This window comes from Streptomyces chattanoogensis (genome assembly GCF_001294335.1).
GTDB classification, from domain to species: domain Bacteria; phylum Actinomycetota; class Actinomycetes; order Streptomycetales; family Streptomycetaceae; genus Streptomyces; species Streptomyces chattanoogensis.
Genome location: NZ_LGKG01000138.1, coordinates 87,679 through 108,291, shown reverse-complemented (window position 1 = coordinate 108,291; position 20,613 = coordinate 87,679). Strand labels below are relative to the sequence as shown.

Annotated in this window: 17 protein-coding genes and 1 pseudogene; 5 read left to right on the top strand and 13 right to left on the bottom strand. The window is 71.7% G+C overall.

Annotated features, from left to right (window positions below; genetic code table 11):
- Positions 1-394: 394 nt before the first annotated feature.
- Complete coding sequence (locus ADL29_RS18855) at positions 395-1,399, bottom strand: DMT family transporter (RefSeq protein WP_211274348.1); 1,005 nt, start codon at positions 1,397-1,399, stop codon at positions 395-397.
- A gap of 74 nt (positions 1,400-1,473) precedes the next feature.
- Between ADL29_RS18855 and ADL29_RS18850 the strand changes: the two genes are divergently transcribed.
- The gene (locus ADL29_RS18850) at positions 1,474-2,385 is read left to right on the top strand and encodes a LysR family transcriptional regulator (RefSeq protein ID WP_053924820.1); all 912 of its coding nucleotides are present in this window, start codon (positions 1,474-1,476) and stop codon (positions 2,383-2,385) included.
- A gap of 172 nt (positions 2,386-2,557) precedes the next feature.
- Here the strand turns inward: ADL29_RS18850 and ADL29_RS18845 are convergent, their stop codons facing one another.
- The 3 genes from ADL29_RS18845 to ADL29_RS18835 all read right to left on the bottom strand — a co-directional run bounded on the left by ADL29_RS18845 (position 2,558) and on the right by ADL29_RS18835 (position 6,065).
- Positions 2,558-3,955, bottom strand: a complete 1,398-nt coding sequence (locus ADL29_RS18845; RefSeq protein WP_245689512.1) for a carboxyl transferase domain-containing protein — start codon at positions 3,953-3,955, stop codon at positions 2,558-2,560.
- On the bottom strand, positions 3,948-5,408 hold the full coding sequence (locus ADL29_RS18840) for an acyl-CoA synthetase (protein ID WP_053924818.1): 1,461 nt from the start codon (positions 5,406-5,408) through the stop codon (positions 3,948-3,950). Before ADL29_RS18840 ends, ADL29_RS18845 begins: the two co-directional genes overlap by 8 nt.
- A 192-nt stretch (positions 5,409-5,600) precedes the next feature.
- On the bottom strand, positions 5,601-6,065 hold the full coding sequence (locus ADL29_RS18835; protein ID WP_053924817.1) for a pyridoxamine 5'-phosphate oxidase family protein: 465 nt from the start codon (positions 6,063-6,065) through the stop codon (positions 5,601-5,603).
- A gap of 120 nt (positions 6,066-6,185) precedes the next feature.
- Between ADL29_RS18835 and ADL29_RS18830 the strand changes: the two genes are divergently transcribed.
- From ADL29_RS18830 to ADL29_RS18820, 3 genes are all read left to right on the top strand, one after another.
- Positions 6,186-6,830: a cysteine hydrolase family protein gene (locus ADL29_RS18830; RefSeq protein ID WP_053924816.1), complete on the top strand. Its 645-nt coding sequence runs from the start codon at positions 6,186-6,188 to the stop codon at positions 6,828-6,830.
- 803 nt (positions 6,831-7,633) lie between these two features.
- Positions 7,634-8,134 carry an RICIN domain-containing protein gene (locus ADL29_RS18825; protein ID WP_053924815.1) on the top strand — a complete coding sequence of 167 codons (501 nt, stop codon included), beginning with the start codon at positions 7,634-7,636 and terminating at the stop codon, positions 8,132-8,134.
- Positions 8,135-8,323: 189 nt separating this feature from the next.
- Positions 8,324-9,064 carry a class I SAM-dependent DNA methyltransferase gene (locus ADL29_RS18820; RefSeq protein ID WP_053924814.1) on the top strand — a complete coding sequence of 247 codons (741 nt, stop codon included), beginning with the start codon at positions 8,324-8,326 and terminating at the stop codon, positions 9,062-9,064.
- 42 nt (positions 9,065-9,106) lie between these two features.
- Here ADL29_RS18820 and ADL29_RS18815 read toward each other — a convergent pair whose 3' ends face one another.
- The 3 genes from ADL29_RS18815 to ADL29_RS43545 form a co-directional block, all read right to left on the bottom strand.
- Entirely contained in the window at positions 9,107-9,550 is a 444-nt protein-coding gene (locus tag ADL29_RS18815; protein WP_078971115.1) for a Rieske (2Fe-2S) protein, read from the bottom strand.
- Positions 9,551-9,669: 119 nt separating this feature from the next.
- A complete protein-coding gene (locus tag ADL29_RS18810; protein ID WP_053924812.1) occupies positions 9,670-11,790 on the bottom strand; it encodes a S9 family peptidase in 2,121 nt (706 codons plus the stop codon).
- Between the two features lie 237 nt (positions 11,791-12,027).
- Complete coding sequence (locus tag ADL29_RS43545) at positions 12,028-13,008, bottom strand: SCO2400 family protein (RefSeq protein ID WP_157878536.1); 981 nt, start codon at positions 13,006-13,008, stop codon at positions 12,028-12,030.
- 274 nt (positions 13,009-13,282) lie between these two features.
- Between ADL29_RS43545 and ADL29_RS43540 the strand changes: the two are divergent.
- Positions 13,283-13,396 (top strand): annotated as a pseudogene (locus ADL29_RS43540) (HipA family kinase); the annotation flags it as partial.
- Between the two features lie 65 nt (positions 13,397-13,461).
- Here ADL29_RS43540 and ADL29_RS18800 read toward each other — a convergent pair.
- The 6 genes from ADL29_RS18800 to lanKC form a co-directional block, all read right to left on the bottom strand.
- A complete protein-coding gene (locus ADL29_RS18800; protein ID WP_053924810.1) occupies positions 13,462-14,235 on the bottom strand; it encodes an ABC transporter ATP-binding protein in 774 nt (257 codons plus the stop codon).
- 24 nt (positions 14,236-14,259) lie between these two features.
- Complete coding sequence (locus ADL29_RS18795) at positions 14,260-15,600, bottom strand: MFS transporter (protein ID WP_157878534.1); 1,341 nt, start codon at positions 15,598-15,600, stop codon at positions 14,260-14,262.
- Between the two features lie 5 nt (positions 15,601-15,605).
- Positions 15,606-17,558, bottom strand: a complete 1,953-nt coding sequence (locus ADL29_RS18790; protein ID WP_053924808.1) for an FtsX-like permease family protein — start codon at positions 17,556-17,558, stop codon at positions 15,606-15,608.
- Between the two features lie 97 nt (positions 17,559-17,655).
- Positions 17,656-17,748, bottom strand: coding sequence for a class III lanthipeptide (locus tag ADL29_RS44585; protein WP_211274347.1), 93 nt, complete (start codon positions 17,746-17,748; stop codon positions 17,656-17,658).
- A 52-nt stretch (positions 17,749-17,800) separates the two neighbouring features.
- Positions 17,801-17,893 carry a class III lanthipeptide gene (locus ADL29_RS44580; protein ID WP_206740163.1) on the bottom strand — a complete coding sequence of 31 codons (93 nt, stop codon included), beginning with the start codon at positions 17,891-17,893 and terminating at the stop codon, positions 17,801-17,803.
- A 61-nt stretch (positions 17,894-17,954) separates the two neighbouring features.
- The gene (gene lanKC / locus ADL29_RS18785; protein ID WP_078971114.1) at positions 17,955-20,570 is read right to left on the bottom strand and encodes a class III lanthionine synthetase LanKC; all 2,616 of its coding nucleotides are present in this window, start codon (positions 20,568-20,570) and stop codon (positions 17,955-17,957) included.
- Positions 20,571-20,613 lie beyond the last annotated feature (43 nt).

Here is a 20,613-nt window from a genome sequence, read left to right as displayed (position 1 = left end):
GCCAGCAGCAGCTGCGTGCCGGTCATGGCGAGGGGGGAGACGGGGGAGGCCTGTTCGTAGTGCCGGTGCCGCGTGAGTGCTGACCTCGCTGGGGCGCTGCCGAGGGCCAAGAGCCGACGGCTCGATGTCGTCACCGGCCCGTTGAAGTGCTGTACCTGCCGGGCGACTTCCGCTTCGGGGCTGGGGTCGGGGTGACGACGGTCGATCCCGTGGCGCCCCCCCCGCGGCTTTCGCCGTACGGCGGTGGCGGTGGGGCGCCGGTGTCTCGTACGCCGGAGGGCAGGGGCCAGTGGCCCGGCCTCGTGTCCTCGAGTGAGGAGCGAAGGTGACGAACGGCAGGGGAAAGCCCCCGAGTTGGGGCTCGGGGGCTCTCCAGGGGAGTGGCTTGGCGGGGTCAGGACGTGCGTCGGGGTTTGCTCTGGGTGAGAGCGGCGCCGGCGAGGACGATCAGGGCACCGACCGGGGTGTTCCAGCTCAGCTGTTCGTCCAGGAGGGCCACGCCGGCGGCGGTGGCGATCACCGGGATGAAGTAGGTGCACATCATGGCCGTGGTGGGGCCGACCTCGGCGACCAGGCCGTACTGGAGGACGAAGGCGAAGCCGGTGCCCAGGGCGCCGAGCGCCAGGCAGGACAGCAGCGGAGCGAGGGGGAAGGAGGTCGGCATGGAGGTGAACAGGGGGGTCACCACGGCCAGTTGGAGAGTGGCCAGCAGCAGCTGCGTGCCGGTCATGGCGAGGGGGGAGTGCTCGCCGTCGGCCAGCGTACGGCGGACGTAGATCCAGCCGATGGCGTAGCAGAGCGAGGCACCCAGGGCCATCGCGGTGCCCGCCATGTCCGTACCGGCGAAGCCCTGCCATGCGCCGAGGACGGTGAGCACGCCCAGGAATCCGACGCCCAGTCCCGCCACACGGCGCCGGGTGGGCCGGTCCTCGGAGAGTGCGACGAGCGACAGCACCATGCCCCACAGCGGGGAGGTCGCGTTGCAGATGCCGGCCAGGGTGGAGGGGATGGTGGTCTCGGCGTAGGCGTAGAGGGTGAAGGGGAGGACGTTGAGGATGAACGCGGCGACCGTCAGATGTCCCCAGATCCGGGCGGGGCGCGGCAGCCGCTCACGCTTGACCGCGAGGACCAGCAACAGGACGAGCGCACCGCAGGCCAGCCGGCCCAGTGTGAACTGCAGCGGGTTGAAGCCCTCGGTGCCCACCTTGATGAACAGGAAGCTGAATCCCCAGACCAGGCAGAGAACGGCGAAGCGGATCGGCCAGCCGATGACGCGGCGGGCGGCGCCCTCCCGGACCTCTGCGGAGACCGGGGCATCGGAGACCGGGGCATCGGGGGCCGTGGGCGAGGGGGACGCGGTGCGGGTGGCGGCGGTGGGGCGGCCGGTGGCGGTGCTCATGCCCTCTACGATGCTGAGCTCGACTTCGTAGCACAAGAGAGAATTCGTGGGGGGTATCGCGTAGCATTGCTTATGTGTTGAATCTTGATCGCCTTCGGACGCTGAGCGCCATCGCCCGCCACGGCTCGGTGAGCGCGGCCGCCGAGGGGCTGCATGTCACCACCTCGGCCGTTTCGCAGCAGATCGCCAAGCTGGAGCGGGAGACCGGGCAGCAGCTGCTGGCGAAGAACGGCCGCGGGGTACGGCTGACGGATGCCGGACGGCTGCTGGCCGATCATGCGGCGCGCATCCTCTCCCAGGTCGAGCTGGCGCAGGCCGAGCTGGAGGCGCACCGCGGCCAGGCCGTGGGTGAACTGCGGCTCGGCGCGTTCCCCACCGCCGCCCGGGGGCTCCTCCCGGCCGCGCTGGTCGCCCTGCGCGCGGAGTATCCCCAACTCCGCGCCCGGCTACGGGAGTTGGAGCCAGACGATTCGGTACGGGGCGTGGTGCGCGGCGACCTCGACCTGGCGGTCGTCCTGGACTGGTACAACCGGCCGCTGCCGTTGCCGGACGGGCTGGCGAAGGCCCCGCTGCTCGACGATCCGGCGGATGTGGCGATGCCGTCGGATCACCGGCTCGCCCACCGTGACACCGTCGACCTGGAGGAATTCGCCGATGACGAGTGGATCTCCTGGCCGCAGGCCGAGTTCTGCCATGACTGGCTGATGTTCACCCTGCGCAGCAGCGGAGTGGAGCCCCGTATCGCGCATATGGCGGAGGAGCATCACACCCAGCTCGCCCTGATCGCGGCCGGGCTGGGCGTCGCGGTCGCCCCGCGCCTGGGCCGGGGCCCGGTCCCCGAGGGCGTGAGCGTGGTGCCCGTACGGCATACGATGCGCCGTCATGTCTATGCCATCTGGCGCGCGGACGCCGACCGCCGGCCCTCGATCCGGGCCGCCGTGGCGGCGCTCCAGGAGGCGGGCAAGGGCGTGGCGGGGGACCGCTGAGCCGAGGGCCCGTCCCGGGATCCGGGCGGACGATCCCGGAGAGACGCGACCAGGGCGGTCGTGACTCAGGCGGTCGTGACTCAGGCGGTCGTGACTCAGGCCGGGGCGCACCGCAGGCCGTCGCTACTCAGGCCGGTGCACTGCAGGCCGGCGCGGCTCCAGCCGACGCGGCTCAGGCGCCCGTGTCCCGGGCCGGCGGCACGATGTCGCGGATGATGCCCAGGGCCAGCAGGTCCTGCGGCCGGACGCGGAGCTGGTCGGCGGTGTGGTGCACCTCCTGGGGGTCGCGTTTGAGGATGGCGGCGGCCAGTTCCGGGGCGATCACGGAGAAGTAGCTGTCGGGTGTCGCCCACAGGCGGCCGGGTGCGGCGAGGGCCAGCGCCCCGCCGGAGCCGCCCTCGCCGATGAGCAGGGACGTGACCGGCACCCGGGCCGAGGCCAGCGCGGCAAAGGCTTCGGCGAGCGCCGCCCCGGCGCCCGCCCGCTCGGCCTCCGCGCCATTGGCGGCGCCCGGCGTGTCCACCAGGGTGAGCACCGGGATGCCGAGCCGGTCCGCGAGCCCGACCAGCCGGGCCGCGGTACGGAATCCGGCCGGGCGGGTGGCCGTACCGCACTGCGCCGCGAAGGCGATGGTGCGGCCGTCGCGCCGGCCGAATCCGCAGCGTATGCCGTCGTCGACACCGCCGCAGCGGTCGCCGCGGAGCTCCTCCCAGTCGTCGAAGTACGCGCGCAGATAGGCCTCGGCGCGCGGGCGCCGGGCATCGCGGGCACGGACCACCGCCCGCCAGCCGGTCTCCGGCAGACCGGACCCGCCGAGCGCGGCCGGCGGCACCGGATCGGGCGCGGCCGCTCCCGGCTCCCGTACGCCGCCCAGGAGCCGCAGCCACCGCTGCAGTGTGCCGCGCAGCCGGTCGGGCGGGACGACGGCGTCGATCTGCCCGGCCGCGAGCTGGCCCTCGGCGGAGTAGGCCACCGGATCGGCATCCGCCGGGCGCACCCGCGAGCCGGCGAAACCGATCTGTGCACCGGGCAGGGCGAGGAGCACATCGGCGCCCGCGCCGAGCGTCGCCCAGCCGCCCCCGGTGGTCGGATCGCGCAGCACGGCGATATGCGCCAGCCCCGCGGCGCGGTTCCGCGCCGCCTGCCCGGCCACCCGCTGGAGCTGGGTCAGCGCGCGCATCCCCTCCTGCATCCGGCTGCCGCCCGTGGCGATCAGCGACACCAGCGGCAGCCGGCGCTCGCGGGCCTCGGTGTATGCGGCCTCCAGGCGGTCGCCGGTGCGTTCGCCGAGGGAGCCGCCCAGATAGCCGAACTCGAAGGACAGCAGGACGGCTTCGGTGCCGCCTATCGTCGCCAGGGCGGTGACGACCGACTCGTCCTCGCCGGTGCGGGCGTGGGCGCGGGCCCGCGCCGCGTCGTAGCCCTGCCAGCCGAGCGGCCCGTCCGGTCTGCCGGGCCCCGGGTGCTGCGGCGGCGGCAGCTCGACGTAGGAGTCCGTCACCGCCGCCATGGCCTGGCGGGCCGTCAGCCGCATGCTCGGCATCGGGGCCGAGCGCTCGGGATCATGCATGGAGGTCTCGCTTGAGGATCTTGCCCATGTCGTTGCGCGGCAGGGCGTCCAGGAAGTGCACGACACGGGGGCGTTTGTGCGGCGCCAGCTGGCGGGCGACGTGGTCGGCGAGCTCCTGGCCACTGGGGGGCGGCCCGGCGTCCGGGCCGGTCTCGGCCACGACCCAGGCGACGATCCGCTCGCCGAGGTCCTCGTCCGGCTCCCCGGTGACGGCCGCCTCGGCGACGCCGGGGTGCGCCAGGAGGGCGTTCTCGATCTCGCCCGCGCCGATTTTGTAGCCGCCGCTCTTGATCAGGTCGGTGGCCTTACGGCCGACGATGCGGTAGTTCCCCGCGGCGTCGCGGATCGCCATATCGCCCGTACGGAACCAGCCGCCGTCGAACGCCGCGGCCGTGGCATCGGGGCGGTTGAGGTACTCGGTGAACACATTCGGCCCGCGGACCTGGATCTCGCCCACCGTCTCGTCGTCGCTCGCCTCGATGGCCTGCCCGGTCTCGTCCACCAGACGGACGTACACCCCGGGCAGCGGCACCCCGACCGTCCCGGCGGCATCCGGCCCGTCCGCCCGCACACTGGTGTTCATCAGCGTCTCCGTCATGCCGTACCGCTCGATCACCCGCCGCCCGGAGGCCGCCGCGATCCGCTCATGATCGGTCAGCGGCAGCGCGGCCGAACCGGAGACCAGCAGCCGCGCCTGGGAGAGCGCCTTGGCGAGGGCGGGGTTGTGCCCGGCCTCGACGGCCAGCCGGTGGTACATCGTCGGCACCCCGAACAGCATCGTGCCGTCCGCGGACAGCTCCCGGGCGACCCCTTCCGTGCTGAAGCGCCCCAGGTGGTGAACGCTGCCACCGCGGCGCAGCGGGCCCAGGATGCCGAGGATCAGGCCATGGACGTGGAACAGCGGCAGGGCGTGGACCAGCACGTCGTCGGCGGTCCACTGCCAGGCGTCCTCCAGCGCGTCGAGGGTGCGGGCGATGGCGCGCCGGGGCAGGACCACGCCCTTGGGCGGCCCGGTCGTGCCGGAGGTGTAGACGATCAGGGCCGGGGCCTCGTCGACCGGTTCGTGCGGCAGCGGGGCCGGCTCGGCGTCGGCCTCGGGCCCGTCCACCTCGACGTCCGTCCGGGGGAGCGCGGCGAGCGCCGCCGGCAGCTTCTCGCCCGGCGCGGCCAGTACGCGCGAGGGCGCGCTGTCCGCCACGATGTGCGCCAGCTCGCGCTCGCCGATCCTGGGATTCACCGGCACCGCGGCCACCCCGGCGAGCAGCGCGGCGACGGCGCCGACCGCGGTCTCCAGCGTCGGCGTCGCCCAGAGCGCCACACGGCTCTCACCGCTGATCCGCCCGGCGAGCGGCACCGCCACCGCGGCCAGTTGGCGGTAGCTGAGCGCGCGGTCGCCGAAGCGCAGCGCGGGGGCGGGCGACGCCTCGTGCAGCGCGGGGAAGAGCACGTTCACCGGGTCTCCTTCGTCCTGGTCGGCGCCCGGCCCGTGACGGCCGGATCGCCCGCCCCCGCGCCCGTGACGGCGCGGAACGGGCTGACTCCACCACTCTCGCAGAGACCACTGACAATCACCGACACGGCGATCCGAAGAGGCGATCCGACGAGGCGATCCGGAGAGGTGACCCGGCCAGGCGGTCCCGGCCCCTCAGCCCGGGATCTTGCGGAAGTCCCAGGAGACGACGGAGTCCGGCGTCAGCCGCAGCCACGCATGCCGGCCGTCGTGCGGCACCGCGTCCATCCCGAAGTACTTCGCCGCGAACAGCCGCTCCGGGCCGTCCAGTTCGGGGCACGGCCCGCCCGTACGGGGCGCCTCGCCGACGCACACCGCCTCGCCCGCCAGCTCGACGCCGCGCAGCTCGCCGTACTCGTGCCCGTCGTCGACGACCACCGCGATCCGCGGGTCCTTGCGCAGCTGTGCCCACCGCTTGCTGCGGGTGATGGAGTACAGCCACAGGGCCGTGCCGTCCCAGGCGAACCACAGTGCCCCGACATGCGGTGCGCCGTCGCCGCCGACCGTCGCGACCCGGCAGGTCCGCTGCGCCGCCAGGAACGCGTCGAGCTCGTCCTGCGTCATCATGATCCGGCGCCCGCGCCGCTGAGTGTCCGCCATCGGTCGTCCCCTCCGTTGCCGCACATCCCGTATCTGACTAGTCGTCAGAAATCATGGGGGCTCTTCCTGACGGGCGCAATGGCGGCTAGCCTCGCGCTTCTGGCAGAGGAGGAGATCGCCATGCCGTCGGACGTGCGACTCGCCGGGCAACTGGACCCGGCCGGCACGGTGCTGCTCACCGTCGAATGCCAGCGGGGTGTGGTCGGCACGGACAGTGCGCTGCCCGAACTCGCCGATGCCGCCCGCACGTCGGGAGCACTGGCCAATATCGCCCGTCTGGTGGCGGCCGCCCACGGGGCCGGCGTCCAGGTGCTGCACGCCATCGCCGAACGCCGTCCCGACGGGCGCGGCGCCAGTCGCAACGCCCGGCTGTTCGCGGCGGCCGAGCGGCTGCCCGTCCAGCAGATCACCGGATCCACCGCGGTACGCGTCGCCGACCCGATCCCGGTCTCGGACGAGGACCTGGTGGTGCGCAGACTGCACGGTCTGTCCCCGATAGCGGGCACCGAAACCGACGCCCTGCTCCGCAACGTCGGCTGCCGGACGCTGGTGGTCACCGGGGTCTCGGCGAACGTGGCGATTCCCAACGCGGTGTTCGACGCGGTCAATCTGGGCTATACGGCCGTCGTCCCCGCGGACGCCATCGCGGGGGTGCCCGTCGAATACACCCCTGCGATGGTCCGCAACACCCTCGCCCTGGTGGCCACCATCGCCACCACCGACGACGTGCTGGCCTGCTGGAAACGGCCCCGCCGCGCCCGCTGATCCGGGGGCGGGGAGGCCGGTCGGCCGAGGGTGGCCGAGCCGCCCCTGACGCCCGCATGGCCCGGCGCCCCCATCCGGGTGTGACAGAGCCCGGCTGCAGCGCCCGCCCGCACCTGCCGACGAGCAGCACCTCGCTCTCGGCCGGGTCGTCACCCGGTTGTTCCTGCAGCGGCACGTCGATGCCGAGTCCCCTGGAGCAGCGCCCCCCACTCGAAGATCTCCATGCGGCCCATGCCGGCAGCCGGCAGCCGGCACTGACATCGGATCGGCACCGCCGTCCCGGCAGCGGGTGAAGTGATGGATCTGTGGGGATCCTGTGGAGATTCAGCCATGCGGCGGCGCGCTCAATCGCGCCGAAGTGCCGGGTGAGCAGGAGGGGAGACGTGGCCTGATGTGGAGAACGGGGGATGGGCGGCCGTGCCCCGGAGGTACGGCCCGGCCCTTCTGCCGCCCTGTGTCCGCCACCGTTCGTCACAGCCCCCTATCGGCGTCCCGGCGTACCCCTCTACTGACGCGCAGGTAATGGCGGGAAGTCCCGGATCTTTGGCCGGACCCCCTCGGTCATTTACGGACACCGCGTAAGCGGTCTCATTGGTTGCTTGACCGCGGCTCGATCCTGCGGGAATGCAAATCCCTTGAAAACCCATAACGTCCGGGTCTGTGCAGCGTCCGGATTCCACCTTCCAGAGGGATATGGCCGGTCGTAGGTTGCTTTGCGAGGCACACGCCTCGGAGAAGTGCAACGACATTGCACAGTCAACTTCTTCTGTGGCGTCCAGACGTCACAAAGCCAGGAGGAGATCGTGGCAACTCGCAAGGCCATCGCTGCCGTTCTGTCCGTATCGGCCCTGCTGGGCACGGGGCTGCTGACCAGCGGCAGTGCCCAAGCGGCGTCCCCCGCAACATTCCGTCCGGACGTGCGGTACACATTCCAGAACGTCGGGAGCGACCGGAATCTCGACGCGTTTGGAAACGACACCGTCAAAGCCTGGTCGGCGGACGCCTCCGGAACTCAGGACTTCTACCTGCGAGTCGGAAGATTCCCGGGTTACCAACTGGAGAGCGCGCATCACGCCGGCCGGTGTGTGACGGCCAAGGGCATAGGGCAGCAGGTGACGCTGGAAAACTGCAACACTGCCGTTCAGGCGCAGTACTGGGACTACGCCAACAGGGACGAGGGCTCCACGTTCATCAGCCGTAAGTACGCCCGGGGCTGCATTGCCGATGAAGGCGAGCGCAATAGCGTGGCGCTCGCGCGGTGCTCCGGGTCCGACGGCCAGCGGTGGATTCCGCTGATCGGTTAGGCAGCAGAGCCCGGCAGGCAGGCGGAAACCGCCGGATCCGCCGGCGGTGAACGCGCAGACGGGCAGGAGCAGTAGGCAGTGGGCAGGGGTGGGCCCCGGGTCGGCGTCGGCTCGGGGCCTGCCTCGGTGCCGTGCCGCCGGGGTAAATCAGTCGACAGCGCCCCACGACGCCCGGCAGGGTGGCGGACCGTGACGAGCAGTGAGCCGTGGACACGTGCGACCGCCGACCGCTACGACGCCGAAGAGAGCGAGAGGTTCTCGGCCCCCGTTCTCGTACCGACCGTCGCCTTCCTCGCCGAACTCGCCGGAGACGGCCCGGCGCTGGAGTTCGCCATCGGCACCGGACGAGTGGGCATCCCGCTACGGCAACGCGGCGTGCCGGTAGCGGGCATCGAACTGTCCGAGCACATGGCAGCCGTCCTGCGCCACAAGATCGACGAGGACACGCTCCCGGTCGCCATCGGGGACATGGCCACGACCACCGTTCCCGGCGAGTTCACCCTGGTCTATCTCGTCTACAACACCATCACGAACCTCCTCACGCAGGACGAACAGGTCGAGTGCTTCCGAAACGCCGCACGCCACCTGACGCCCGGCGGCCGATTCGTCATCGAGCTGGGCGTGCCGCCGTTGCGGTTCCTGCCGCCCGGACAGGTCGCGGTGCCGTTCGACGTCTCCGAAGGGCATCTCGGCTTCGACACCTTCGACCTGGTCGGGCAGATTCTCGTCTCGCACCACCTCACGCGCGACGGCGACGACGGTCGCTACCGCCGGGGCAGGTCCCGGCACCGGTACGCGTGGCCTGCGGAGCTCGACCTGATGGCACGGATCGCCGGGCTCGAACTGGAACGGCGCGTCGCGGACTGGGACGGGGCGCCGTTCACCCAGGACTCCGCGAAGCACATCTCCGTGTGGCGCAAGCCGGCCTGAGGTCAGCCATTCAACGGAGTCGCCCGGCAGGCGGCCGGGCCCTCATCCGAGGGTGACCGAACCGCCCTTGACGTTCACCTTGGCGGGCTCCAGCGGCTTGGTGGCGGGACCGTCCTCCACGCTGCCGTCGGTGATGTCGAACTTGCTGCCATGGCACAGGCAGTTGATGGTGCCGCCGGCGACCTCTCCGACGATGCAGCCCGCGTGCGTGCAGACCGCGGAGAAGGCCTTGAACTGCCCGTCCTCCGGCTGCGTCACCACCACCTGCTCCGCCTTGAAGATCTTGCCGCCGCCCTTGGGTATCTCGGAGGCCTTCCCGAGGACGCCGCCCCCGCCGGACCGGCCGCCTGCGCCGCACGCCGTCAGGGCGGCGGTCAGCCCGGCCGCGCCCGCCGCCACGACGACGGTCCGCCGCGCGGTCCCGGGCGTCCGCCCTGCTGCCGTCCGCTCCGCTGCCGCCTGCTCCGTTGTTTCCCGTCGAGCCATGGTGTGCCTCCGGTTCCGGTGCGCTCGGTGGCCCCCGTGTTCCATACGGCTGTACGGACGGGCCACCGCCCCCGTTCAACTCCCTTCGCCCCCCGTTCACACCCCGTCGCGCCCCCGGCTCAATTCCTTGGCCCGGCACCCAGCGCATCGAGCAGGAAATCGCGCTGGAACCGCAGCAGGTTCTCGTTGACCACGTCGTCGGACGGGGCATGGGTGGCGCCCGGCAGCGGCAGGACGGAGTGCGGTCTGCCCGCCGCGAGCAGCTCCGCCGAGAAGCGCAGGGTGTTCGCGACCGCCACGTTGTCGTCGGCGAGCCCGTGGATGAGGAGGAGCGGGCGGCGCAGCCGGTGGCCGTGGCCGACCAGAGAGGAGCGCGCGTAGTTCTCCGGATGCTCGTCCGGGTGGCCCAGGAAGCGCTCCTTCCAGTAGGTGTCGTACAGCCGCTGGTCGGTGGGCGGGGCGCCGGCCACCGCCGCGTGGAAGACCTCGGGCCGGTGCAGCACGGCGGCCGCCGCCAGGAACCCGCCGAACGACCAGCCGCGGATCCCCACCCGCTCGAGATCCAGATCGGCGAAGCGCTCCCCGGCGGCCCGCAGCGCGTCCACCTGGTCCTCGAGGACGGGCCGGAGCAGGTCACCGTGCACGGCCTTCTCCCAGGCGGGCCCCCGCCCCGGTGTCCCGCGCCCGTCGACAACGAGGACCGCGAACCCCTGCTCCGCGAACCACTGCGACACACACGAGGGCCAGCCGCGGTCCCGTCCCACCATCTGCAGGCCCGGCCCGCCGTACGGGTCGAGCAGCACCGGCAGCTTCCCCGCCCCCTCCGTGTGCCAGGACGGGAGGTGGAGGGCGGCGCGCAACTCCCGTTTGCCGAGGGTGAGAGGGGACGCGCGCGGGGCGATCACCGGTTCCTCGGCCAGCGAGGCGACGGCCTGAGGGGACGCGTCCGCACCGGCCTCGCCGCGTACGACCGTCACCTCGGGGCCCCGCGCTGTGACGCCCGCCAGGACGAGCGTGCCGCCCCGCGCCGCGCCCCCGTACCTGCCGGGCTCCCGGCTCAGCCGGCGGCTGCCGCGGCCGGGCTCGTAACGCCACACATGGGTCTCGAGGGGGTCGTCGCCCGCCGTGAACAGCACCCGTTCGCCCTCGACGCCGAGGACCGCGCGCACCTGCAGTCCATCGGGGGTGACCCGGAGGCCGCCGACGGTCAGATAGCGGGTGTCGGCCGAGTCCTCGGGCAGCACCAGGGCCCCCGATGCGGTCCGGGCCGGTGTTCCGGCCATGAGCTCCACCCAGGCGTGGTCCGTCCGCTCGTGCAGCACCTCGGTGGCGCCGGTCGCCGGATCCACTGCGAGTGTCCGCACCGTCCGCTGGTCACGGTTCTGTACGGCGAGGAACGGACCGTGCGCGTCCCAGCCCGCGGCGACCAGATACTCGTACGCCGCCCGGTCCCACACCACGTCCACCCGCTTGCCGTCCAGCGCGAGCAGCTGCACGGTGACCTCCGCATTCGCGGTGCCCGCCACCGGATAGCGGATCGCGCGCGGCGGCTTCGCCGGGTCGGCGGGGTCGCTGATGTAACGCCGTTCCACGGGGGAGGTGTCGACCCGGGTCACCAGGAGACGGCGGCCGTCCGGCGCCCACCAGTAGCCGCGCGGCCGGCCGATGGACTCGGCGGCCGTGTAGTCGGACAGCCCGTAGGCGATCTCCGGCCCTTCGCTGCGGGCCACCTGCCGGTCATTGCCGTCCAGGTCGGTGACGTGCAACGACCGTTGGCTGACATAGGCGATATGCCGCCCGTCGGGGGAGGGGCGGGGGTCGACCACCGGGCCGGCGGCCGGTACGGGGAACGGCGCGCCGCCCTCCGTACGCACCGCCCACAGCGCCCCGGACAGCGCGAAGGCCACCAGGCCGACGGCGGCGTCGGCGGCGTACGACACCACCCCCACCGAGCGCTCGCGCGCCCGCTCCCGCCGCAGCCGCTCCTCTTCGGGCACCGCCTCCGCACCGGTCCCCACCAGCGCCACGGGGTCCGCCAACAGCCGTTCCGCGCCGTCCTCGTGCTGCCACAGCCGGCCGACGGGGTCCGAGCCCGACCCCGTACGGACGAAGAGCACCCGGCGGCCGTCGGGGGAGACGGTGAAGTGCCTCGGCACGCCGAGCGAGAACCGGCGGGTGCGGGCGAACTGCCGGGGAAAGTCATCGGAGTTCGGGGCGGCGGCTGCCGTGGTGCGGTCCAAAGCGGTCCTCCGGTGCTGTCGTGAGCCTGTGATCCTCCAAGGCTGTATAGGCACAAAGGAACGCGGAGCGAAAGGGGTCCTGTCGCACGACCGACGACCGACGACCGACGACCGACGACCGGCATCCGACGACCGACGAGCGACCGACGAGCGAAGGCCCGCCGGCCGTAGGTGTACGGCGGCGGGCCTGTCCCCGTCAGCGTGGTCGGGCGCCGCTGTGCGGCGCCGGCGGAGCGATCAGCCCACGCACACAACTCCCAGGAGGCACAGGTTCGCCGGCGAGGTCGGCTCTGCAGACGGTGCCGCCGGTCCGGACTGCGCGGGCGAGGTGCCGCTGCCGGAGTCCTGGGAGGAAGCGGGGGCGGTCTTCGCCGGAGCGGTGGTGTCGGCGGTGTCGGCAGAGTCGGCGGGTGTCCGCTGGGCCGGTGCGTGCGCGGTGTGCGACCCCGCGCTCGGTGCCGTGCTCGGGGCCGCGAGGGTGTGCGCCGGGGCGGCGGTCTCGGGCTGCTGGTTCGTCGTCGCCTGTCGGTGGGTGGCGGCGGGTGCGGCGTCGGTGGTGTGCCGCTGTCGGTCGGCTCTCACGGGCGGGCGCATGCCGTGATGCTGCGAAGCCCGTTCGTCCGGCTGCTCCGCGGGTGTCTTGGAGGGCGACGTCCGGGCCGTGTTCTCGGTCTCCGGGTCCTTCGGCGCCGCGGCCGCGTGCGTCTGGTCGGTGGACGGCTTGTTCGGCAGCAGGGCCACCGTCAGGGCGCCACCGGCAAGCGCAAAGGCCGTTGCGGCCGCGGCCCGGCGCCGGTGCTTCTTCCACCGCGCCAGCTGCCGCCGCCGCGCCGCCCGTCCCTGCCCCGTGGCGGCGCCGCTCTTGGAGTCAGCGGACGAAGCCGCGCCCGGCGTATCGGTCACCGCCTCGGCGGCCGCGTCACCGTCGGCCGCCGCCGCGCCGCGATGCGCGCCACGGCGAACCCCGGGAGCGGGCGCCTCCGCCGGCTGCCACGGATCCCATGCCGTCGCGTCGGCGGCCGCCGCGCCGCGGTGGTGCTGGGCGGGCGGGGCTATGTCCGGAGCGTAGTCACCGCACCCGGGGCACACGAGGGCACCGTTGAGGTTCCGGCGGCACGACGAGCAGTAGTCCATCTGCGATCTTTCTGTGCTGTCTGCGCCGCCAGGGGTGCCGGCGACCTGATGCGCGTACGCGCGCGGGATCGAGCGGCCAGTCACGCTAACGGCCTCCACCGAGGTCGGCACGGAGATCGTGTGATGCTTCGGTGAAGATTCCCTGATGAACGCCCGAGCACTCTGGACATGTCGCGACGAATACGCTGATGGGCCGCCGCACCCGGCGGAGCTCTCCGTGCTCCGCGCGCCGACTCATCGTGACGCCGCCCGGCATGCGGCAAGCGCGGCCCGGGAAGGATCTCAGGTCGTCGGCAGGCGGGCGGGAGCCCGAAAAATCCTTTGATCTCCCCTCTCGGGTGCCCGTTAACCCAGGGAAATGCTGACCGAAGTGATAGCGACCCGCTATGTCACGCCCTTGCGTGAGGGCGGATCGCTTCCGGGAATCGTCGAGGCCGGCGATTTCGGTACGTACATCATGGAGTTTCCGGGTACTTCCCTTGACCTGCGGTGTGGCGCCTGAGCAGGCCACTGACCGGCACGGCCTGGGCTGCTGCTTCAGGCGTCGCCCATGGGGTCGAACATCCGCATACAGTCCAGCACCCGGTCCGCCGTTGGCTGCTGCAGTTCGTCGACGATCCTGCCGTCGGCGAGGAACACCACGCGGTCGGCGTAGGAGGCGGCCACCGGGTCATGAGTGACCATGACAATGCTCTGCCCGAGCTGTCGGACCGACTCCTGAAGCAGCCGCAGCACCTCGGCGCCTGCCCGGGAATCGAGGTTCCCGGTGGGCTCGTCCGCGAAGATGATCTCCGGCTGGTTCAGCAGCGCGCGGGCGCAGGCGACTCGCTGCTGCTGACCGCCGGACAGCTGCGGGGGCCGGTGGGCCAGCCGGTCCCGCAGGCCCAGCGTGACGATCACTTCGGTGAGCCACCGCTGGTCCGGGCGCTTCCCGGCGAGGGTCATCGGCAGCGTGATGTTCTCCATGACGGTCAGGGTCGGCAGCAGATGGAACGCCTGGAAGATGAAGCCGATCCGGTCCCGGCGCATCAGCGTCAGCTGCCGGTCCGACAGTTCGGCGAGATTCACCTCGCCGATCCAGGCCGCACCGGAGGACGGGGAGTCCAGCCCGGCCAGACAGTGCATCAGGGTGGACTTGCCGGAGCCCGAGGGGCCCATGATGGCGGTGAAGTGCCCTTGGTGGACGTCTAAGGACACTCGGTCCAGCGCGGTCACCTGGTGGCCGCCCATGTCGTGGATCTTGGTCAGGTCGCGGGCAGTGGCTGCCGGGTGATGGCCGGGGCGGCCCAGCGGGGGGTGCGCCGGGATCATGTGCGGCTCCTCATCTGTAGTTCCTTACCGTCGGTTTCTGATCGCAGGCTCCGAGCTGCCGACCCGTCGCTGCTGCCGACCCGTCGCTGTTGGCTCGGCGTCGTCGGTTCCACGGGCGTCAGCCCTGTCTGCACCGGCTCCGTCGGCCGCGGCGCGTCCACCCGTGGCCGGGGGTGAGACATGGAGGTGGCGGGCGGCGACGGCGCCGCCGACGAGGGCGAGGAGCACCACCAGCAGCGCGGCTCCCAGCACGGTCGGGAAGAGTCCGAAGGCGTGGGTGCACACGGCCACGAGGGTGGGCCCCAGCGGGGAAACGGCCTGGGCGAGGAAACCGGTCCCGCTGTTCACCCGCCCCTGGAGCTCAGCCGGTGTCATCCGCATCTGCGCGGTGGCCAGCAGGACGGTGACCACCGGTCCACAAGCGGAGGCGAGAGCGAGCAGGAACGCGGCAGCCCCGCTGTCGTGGACGGTTGCAAAACCCACCAGCGCCACAGCGACCACACCGGTGGACAGGGCGATGCCACGCGCCGCTGGGAAACGCCGGGCCGCCGGAGCGGCGATCAGGGAGCCCCCCAGGGCTCCGGCCCCGATCGCCGCGGTCTGCGCCCCAATGCCCAGTCCGGCCTGCGCCCCGCCATCAGCCGAGGCGATGACGACGATCAGCAGGCCGTTGAAGACCAGGTTGAGGACGGCTGCGTTGACCGCCGCGTACCGCAGGAACGGCGAGCGCCACAGGAAGCGGACGCCCTCGCAGGCGGCCTTCAGTGTGGGCTGCCCGTCGCCGACGGGGCCCGCCCCCGACGGCAGGGCCGCCATACAGACGGCTGCGACGAGATACGTGGCGGCGTCGAGGGCGAAGACCCACACCGGTTCCGTGGCGAGCAGCGCGCCGCCGGCCGCCGGCCCGGCGATCAGGGCCGCGGCCGTCCGCGCCTGGATCAACGACAGTGCCCTGGCGAGGAGATCGGGGTGGACGAAGCTCCGGACGGCGACGTTCTCGGCCGGGGACAACATGCTGCCGACCATGCCCAGAAGCAGCGCGGCAAGTGTCAGCACGGGCAGGGAAAGGGCATCCCACGCCTGGAGCAGCGCCAGAGTTCCCAGAATTGCTGCGCCGACCAGATTGCCGCCGAGCAGCAGTGCCCGGCGGTCGAAACGGTCCGCAAACACCCCGGCAGGCAGCCGGGCCAGGAGAACGCCCGCGGACAACGCCGTACTCGCCAGCCCCGCTTCTCGTACGTCCCCGGATGCCTGCAACGCCACCACCGGCAGCGCGACGATCGAGGCGGACGTCCCGAATGCCGATGCCGCCTCCCCGCCGAACAACAGCCAGAACGGTCTGCCCAGAGCCGGCCTCGACGGCACCGGCGTCACTGCCCTCTCCGGGCGAACTGCCGCTGGACGGCGAGCAGCGGATGGGCGGTCATGGCCGCGGGAACGCCGAGCGTCAGAATGGCACCCGCCAGTACGCCTACGGTCCACGGGCCGTCGAACGTGGGCAGCGGGCCGAGTCCGAGCGTCACGGACAGTGGGACCAGGCACACCACGGCGACGAGGCCGGACAACACCACCCCGATCGCTCCCGCGCCCAGTGCCTCGTAGAGCACACAGCGCAGCATCTGGAACCGACTGAGCCCCAGGGCCCGCAGATGGGCGCGCTGCGCCACCCGGTCACGCTGCGCCAGAGCACTGGTATTGGCCGCCGCCAACAGCGCGTACGCCGCGACCACCGCCACTATCAGGCGAGTGGCCAGATCGTCGGCGGGACTGCGGGTGAAGGTCTGCGCGTAGTCGTCGCGCGAGGCGACGGTCTGGCCTTCTGTCACTGGCCAGGCGCTGCTCGGTCCGGTGAGGAAAATGCGGTCGGCGGTGGGAGATGCGGTGTGCGCGAGTGCGGTGGCGCGCGGGAGAATCATGTGGGGAAAGGCCAGGTCGCGCGTGTAGATCGCGACGAGAGTGAGCCGCTGTGGCGTCCCGTCGGCCAGGGTCAGTTTCACGGACTGGCCGACCTTCCACTTCCCCTGGTCCGCGAGTTCCGCGCCCGCGGCGAAGGTGCCCTCGGTCATCTTCGTGATGTCGCCCTCTCGCTCGGAAAGGTCCAGCACTCGCGACAGCACACGTCCGTCCACCCCCCAGGCACGGGTCGGCTTGGGCGGTGAACGGCGTTTGGGGCCGGGCACGGTGGCCTTGGTGGCTATCACAGGGGTGGCGGTGGCTCCGGAGAGCGGGCGAGGGGTGGCAGGAAGCCGGGGGCCGGGTTCCGCGCTGATCACAGCGTCGGCTCGGAGCGCCACCTCGACCTCGTGCTGGGTCGCGTGCCCCATCGTGGTTCCGGCGCCGAGCAGGCAGGCGGTGACTCCCGCGGACAGCAGGACGGGAACGGCCAGGGCCGTGGTGCGCGCGGGCGTTGCCCGCAGGCCGGCGGCGGCGATGGTGCCCACGCGTCGGTCCAGTGCGCGTAGAACCGCACACACCGGGCCTGTCAATGGCGGGATGACCCATGGGGCCAGCACGGCCAGGGTGGGGATGACGAAGAGGGCCAGCCCGGGGGCGACGCCGGCGCGTACCTTCGGAGGCAGCCCCGGGAATGCCATGACGAGCAGCAGAGGGGCGCAGAACAGCACCGCCATGCACAGACCGGTGATCAGCCGGGCCCGGCTGCGCCTGGTCCCCGGCGCACCCTCGTGGTCCTTGAGGAGATCGATCGCGTTGACCCGCCCGGCGACCCGCACACTCAGCAGCGCGGCGAGCACGCTGATGCCGACGGTTCCCAGGCACACGGCGGCGCAGGCGCCCCAGGTCTGGGCGGGCGGCGGCAGCTCGGTGGCGGCGGGGAACAACTTCTGCTCGATGAGGATGTGGCGTCCGAGTGCTGCCAGCGGCAGTGCCCCGGCCGCGGCGCCGACAGCAGCCGAGACGAGGGCCAGGCGCGCCACGTCCATGGCCACCATGCGCCGCAGCCGTGCAGCGGTCATCCCCAGGGCCCTGAGGACGGCGAACTGCCGCAGCCGCTGCCCGGTCCATAGTGAGACGGTGGAGCCGATGACCAGTACCGCGCACATCAGCAGCAGGGACATCAGCAGTGCCATGATGTTCTGGGTGCTTTCGGCGGCGGCCGCTTCGGGAGAGTTCACCGGGTGGTCGGCAAGGCTCGCGCCCAGGAGCAGAAGTAGGCAGGCCCCGACGCCCGCCGCGGTGGCGCAGCATGCTGCCGCCGCGCCGATGACCCGCCCGGGGTAGGCCCGCACCTCCGACAAGAGGAGGCGGGTGGGGGTGGCGCGGGTGATGGTCGGTGGGGGCGAGGTGGGGAGCGCTGCAGACACGGATTTCTGTCCTCCACAGGGCGATACGCTGGAGACAGTGCGGGGAGGCCACCCTCATTGTGGCCTCCCCGCACGTGTCTCTCATGAATGAGAGCTATCAGGTGTCGCAGGCAATGAAGCTGATGGTGCTCGGCATCTCCTCGAGGCGAGTCTCCTCGGCAAGCTCCTGCAGCGCGAGAACATTCGTCATAATCAGTCACCTCCCTCCGCTTTTAGGCGAGTTGCAGCCACTCAGTGGTGGCTCAGGTGTCGCAGCCGATGAAGCTGATGGTGCTCGGCATCTCCTCGAGGCGAGTCTCCTCGGCAAGCTCCTGCAGCGCGAGAACGTTCGTCATGGTCGGTCACCTCCTTTCAGGGTGTCGGTGAGTGGGCCCGGCGGACCGCTTCGTCCGGTGCTCACCCCTGATCGGGATGGGCGCCGGGGAGCAGACGCCCGCCGGAAGTCTTGGCTGCCTCCATTGCCAGCAGGAGACCGGCGGAGCCGGTGGCCAGGTCGGCAGACAGGCGCAGGAGTTGGTCACCGTAAAGGACCTGTTCGCCGCCGTGGTCGGCCACATGCACTGACAGGAGGCGCAGCTGGTGCTCGGCCCACGAGCGCGCTTGCGGGACGTGCGCCGCGGCGTGGGAGAGGAAGTAGACGTTCCCGGCCCGGCCGTTGAACAGGCCGCCCTGGACCACGGTTTGGACTGCTGTGGCGCGCGCCGCCCCCGCCACGATGTCGTCGGCGCCGATCGCGGTGGCTTGGGCCTCGGGGAGCGCCATGGCCGCCAGGGCGACTCCGGCCGAGCCCTCGGCGAGGTAGGGGAGCAGCCGCTGGGAACTGCTCATCTGGAGTGTTCCGTCCAGCTGCCGTGCATGCCTGAGGTCGGCGCGTACGGCGAGCGCGGCAGCCTCGGCCCAGTCGCCGTCGCCGGTCAGCCGGGAGCAGCGGGCGAGCAGTACGGCCGGTCCGGACCAGCCGTACATCAGGCCGGGGCGGTCCAACACTCCCTCTTCGCCGATGCGTTCACGGACGGCCGCGGCCAGCTTGAGTGCTTCGTCGCGTTTGCCGGCGTCCAATAGGAGATGGGCGATGCCGGTCAGGCCGTTGAACAGGCCGGGAGAGGAGGGAAGTTGGCTGGAGAGGATACGGTCGATGAGCTCCTCGCCCAGTGGGTTGTCGAGTCGGTGCAGCAGCCATGCCGTGCCGGCCAGCCCGTCGTACAGGCCGAGCGGGGTGCGGGCCGGGGCCCGGCGGGCTGCGTGCTCCAGCCACGCGAGGTGTTCGGGGTCCACGGAGGAGCCTGCGCTCAGCTGGGCCAGGAGGATCCCAGGGGTTCCGTAGGCGAGCCCCAGCGTCGCGCCTTCCCGATGCCCGGCGATGTCGCCGGGGAAGAGGCGGTCGGTGCGAGTGGTGTCGGCGGACCGGCCGATGCCCCGCAGCAGGGAGTCGGCGCGCGGGGGCGCGAGCGTGGGCACCGCGTCGGACCGATGTCCGGGTAGGTGGGGACGCACGCTTGGGGACAGCGCCAGGCGCTCTACCATCCGCTCGACGTACGCCGCAGGCAGTGCGGGGAAGGCGGTGGTGGCCATCTCGATCAGGTGGCCGATGACCGCCGGAGTGCGCTGTACCAGACCGGTGAGCGGCACGAACGCGGAGAGTTGGCAACAGCCCAGGGAGAACAGATCGCTATCGCGGGCGTTGGTGAGCGACAGGTCGATGAAACCGGGGGCGCCGAGCACAGCGGTGCGCTCGGTATCGACAGCCGTGGCGATCTCGAAGTCCACCAGGGCGACGGTGCCGTCGTCACGGATGAGGATGTTGTGCGGGTGAAGGTCGCCGAAGGCCATCCCCGCCTTGTGCAGGGTCTCGATCGCGGCCTCCGCCTGCCCAAGGTGGTCAAGGGCCAGCGTGGTGTACTCGGCGCGTGCCCGCTCGTCCGGTGCGTGGCGGGTGAGGGGATAGTCACGGCCCATCCACGTGCTGAGGGACTGCCCCTGGATGTGCTCCATGGCCAGGTAGTGATGCTCCCACGCGGTGAAGTACTCGATGGGGCGCGGGACGAACGGCAGGTGGCCGACGGTTTTCAGGGCCGACCATTCGTTGCGCAGCCGGTCCACCGCGTCAGCACCGCCCGCGTCCAGGCCCGCGTGCGGCCGTGCCTCCTTCAGGACGACCTGAGTGCCGTCGGATGCCTTGGCCAGGTACACGCCGCCGCCGTTGGAGAAGTGCAGGGCTTTGAGGACCGTGTAACCGTTGAGTGTGGCGGCGGTGTCCTCGTCCGCGGCGGCGAGGCTGGCGGCGAGGAACTCCGGGGTCTCGGCCCACTCGGGAACGGTGAAAGCCGGCCGTCGCCGGTCGGGAACAGCGTTGCCCTGCGGATCGCGCAGTGCCGGCACCCGGGAGCCGTCGGGCAGTTCGCACCACATGAGTGCGAACGCCCCGTACCGGACCGACACCGGCCCCTTGTTCCAGCGGTGGTCGGAGAGGACGTACGGGCCGGGTCGGCCACCGAGTACCGCATCGAGTTCGGTGAGGGCGGTGTGCAGCTCTTCCGCGTCGCGCGGGTAGACGGTGACGACCTTGCCGCTGGCGGCGCGGTTGGCGTACTTGCTGTTGAGTACGGTCGCGATGCGGCGGCTGCGCAGGAACTTCCAGGGGAGGTTCAACCGTCGGCACACTGCCCAGGTCTGCTCGATAACTTCCTCGGCGGTATCGGGCGTGGCAGTGATGTGAATCTTCCAGCCCTGTTCGGGTAACTGCTGCCCGCCGATGGGAGCGAGGACTTCCCAGACGCCGTACTGGCCCCGTTTCCATTCAACGGGCAATTCCCGATTGGCTAAAGAGAACTGCGAGGCGGCATCGTCACAGCGCTCCAGTGGCTCGTACCAATTGGAATCGGCAACGATATACGGCCCATACTTCGGGTCCACTTCCCCCCCATTGTCCCTTGCCCGTGGGGAGTCTTCGTTCAATGGCGCGCTGGGCGCCAAGTGAGCTCGGACTCCCGTGCCCCTATCGACATAGCTCATGATTCAGGTCGATTCTGCGGAAGACAACCTTTTTAGGTTCAGC

What these genes read in the sequence shown, in the direction of transcription:
- ADL29_RS18845 (WP_245689512.1), bottom strand. Translation starts at nt 3,955, where the DNA reads ATGCATGATCCCGAGCGCTCGGCCCCGATGCCGAGCATGCGGCTGACG.
- lanKC (WP_078971114.1), bottom strand. Translation starts at nt 20,570, where the DNA reads ATGAGCTATGTCGATAGGGGCACGGGAGTCCGAGCTCACTTGGCGCCC.
- ADL29_RS18855 (WP_211274348.1), bottom strand. Translation starts at nt 1,399, where the DNA reads ATGAGCACCGCCACCGGCCGCCCCACCGCCGCCACCCGCACCGCGTCC.
- ADL29_RS18835 (WP_053924817.1), bottom strand. Translation starts at nt 6,065, where the DNA reads ATGGCGGACACTCAGCGGCGCGGGCGCCGGATCATGATGACGCAGGAC.
- ADL29_RS18830 (WP_053924816.1), top strand. Translation starts at nt 6,186, where the DNA reads ATGCCGTCGGACGTGCGACTCGCCGGGCAACTGGACCCGGCCGGCACG.
- ADL29_RS44585 (WP_211274347.1), bottom strand. Translation starts at nt 17,748, where the DNA reads ATGACGAATGTTCTCGCGCTGCAGGAGCTTGCCGAGGAGACTCGCCTC.
- ADL29_RS18815 (WP_078971115.1), bottom strand. Translation starts at nt 9,550, where the DNA reads ATGGCTCGACGGGAAACAACGGAGCAGGCGGCAGCGGAGCGGACGGCA.
- ADL29_RS44580 (WP_206740163.1), bottom strand. Translation starts at nt 17,893, where the DNA reads ATGACGAACGTTCTCGCGCTGCAGGAGCTTGCCGAGGAGACTCGCCTC.
- ADL29_RS18800 (WP_053924810.1), bottom strand. Translation starts at nt 14,235, where the DNA reads ATGATCCCGGCGCACCCCCCGCTGGGCCGCCCCGGCCATCACCCGGCA.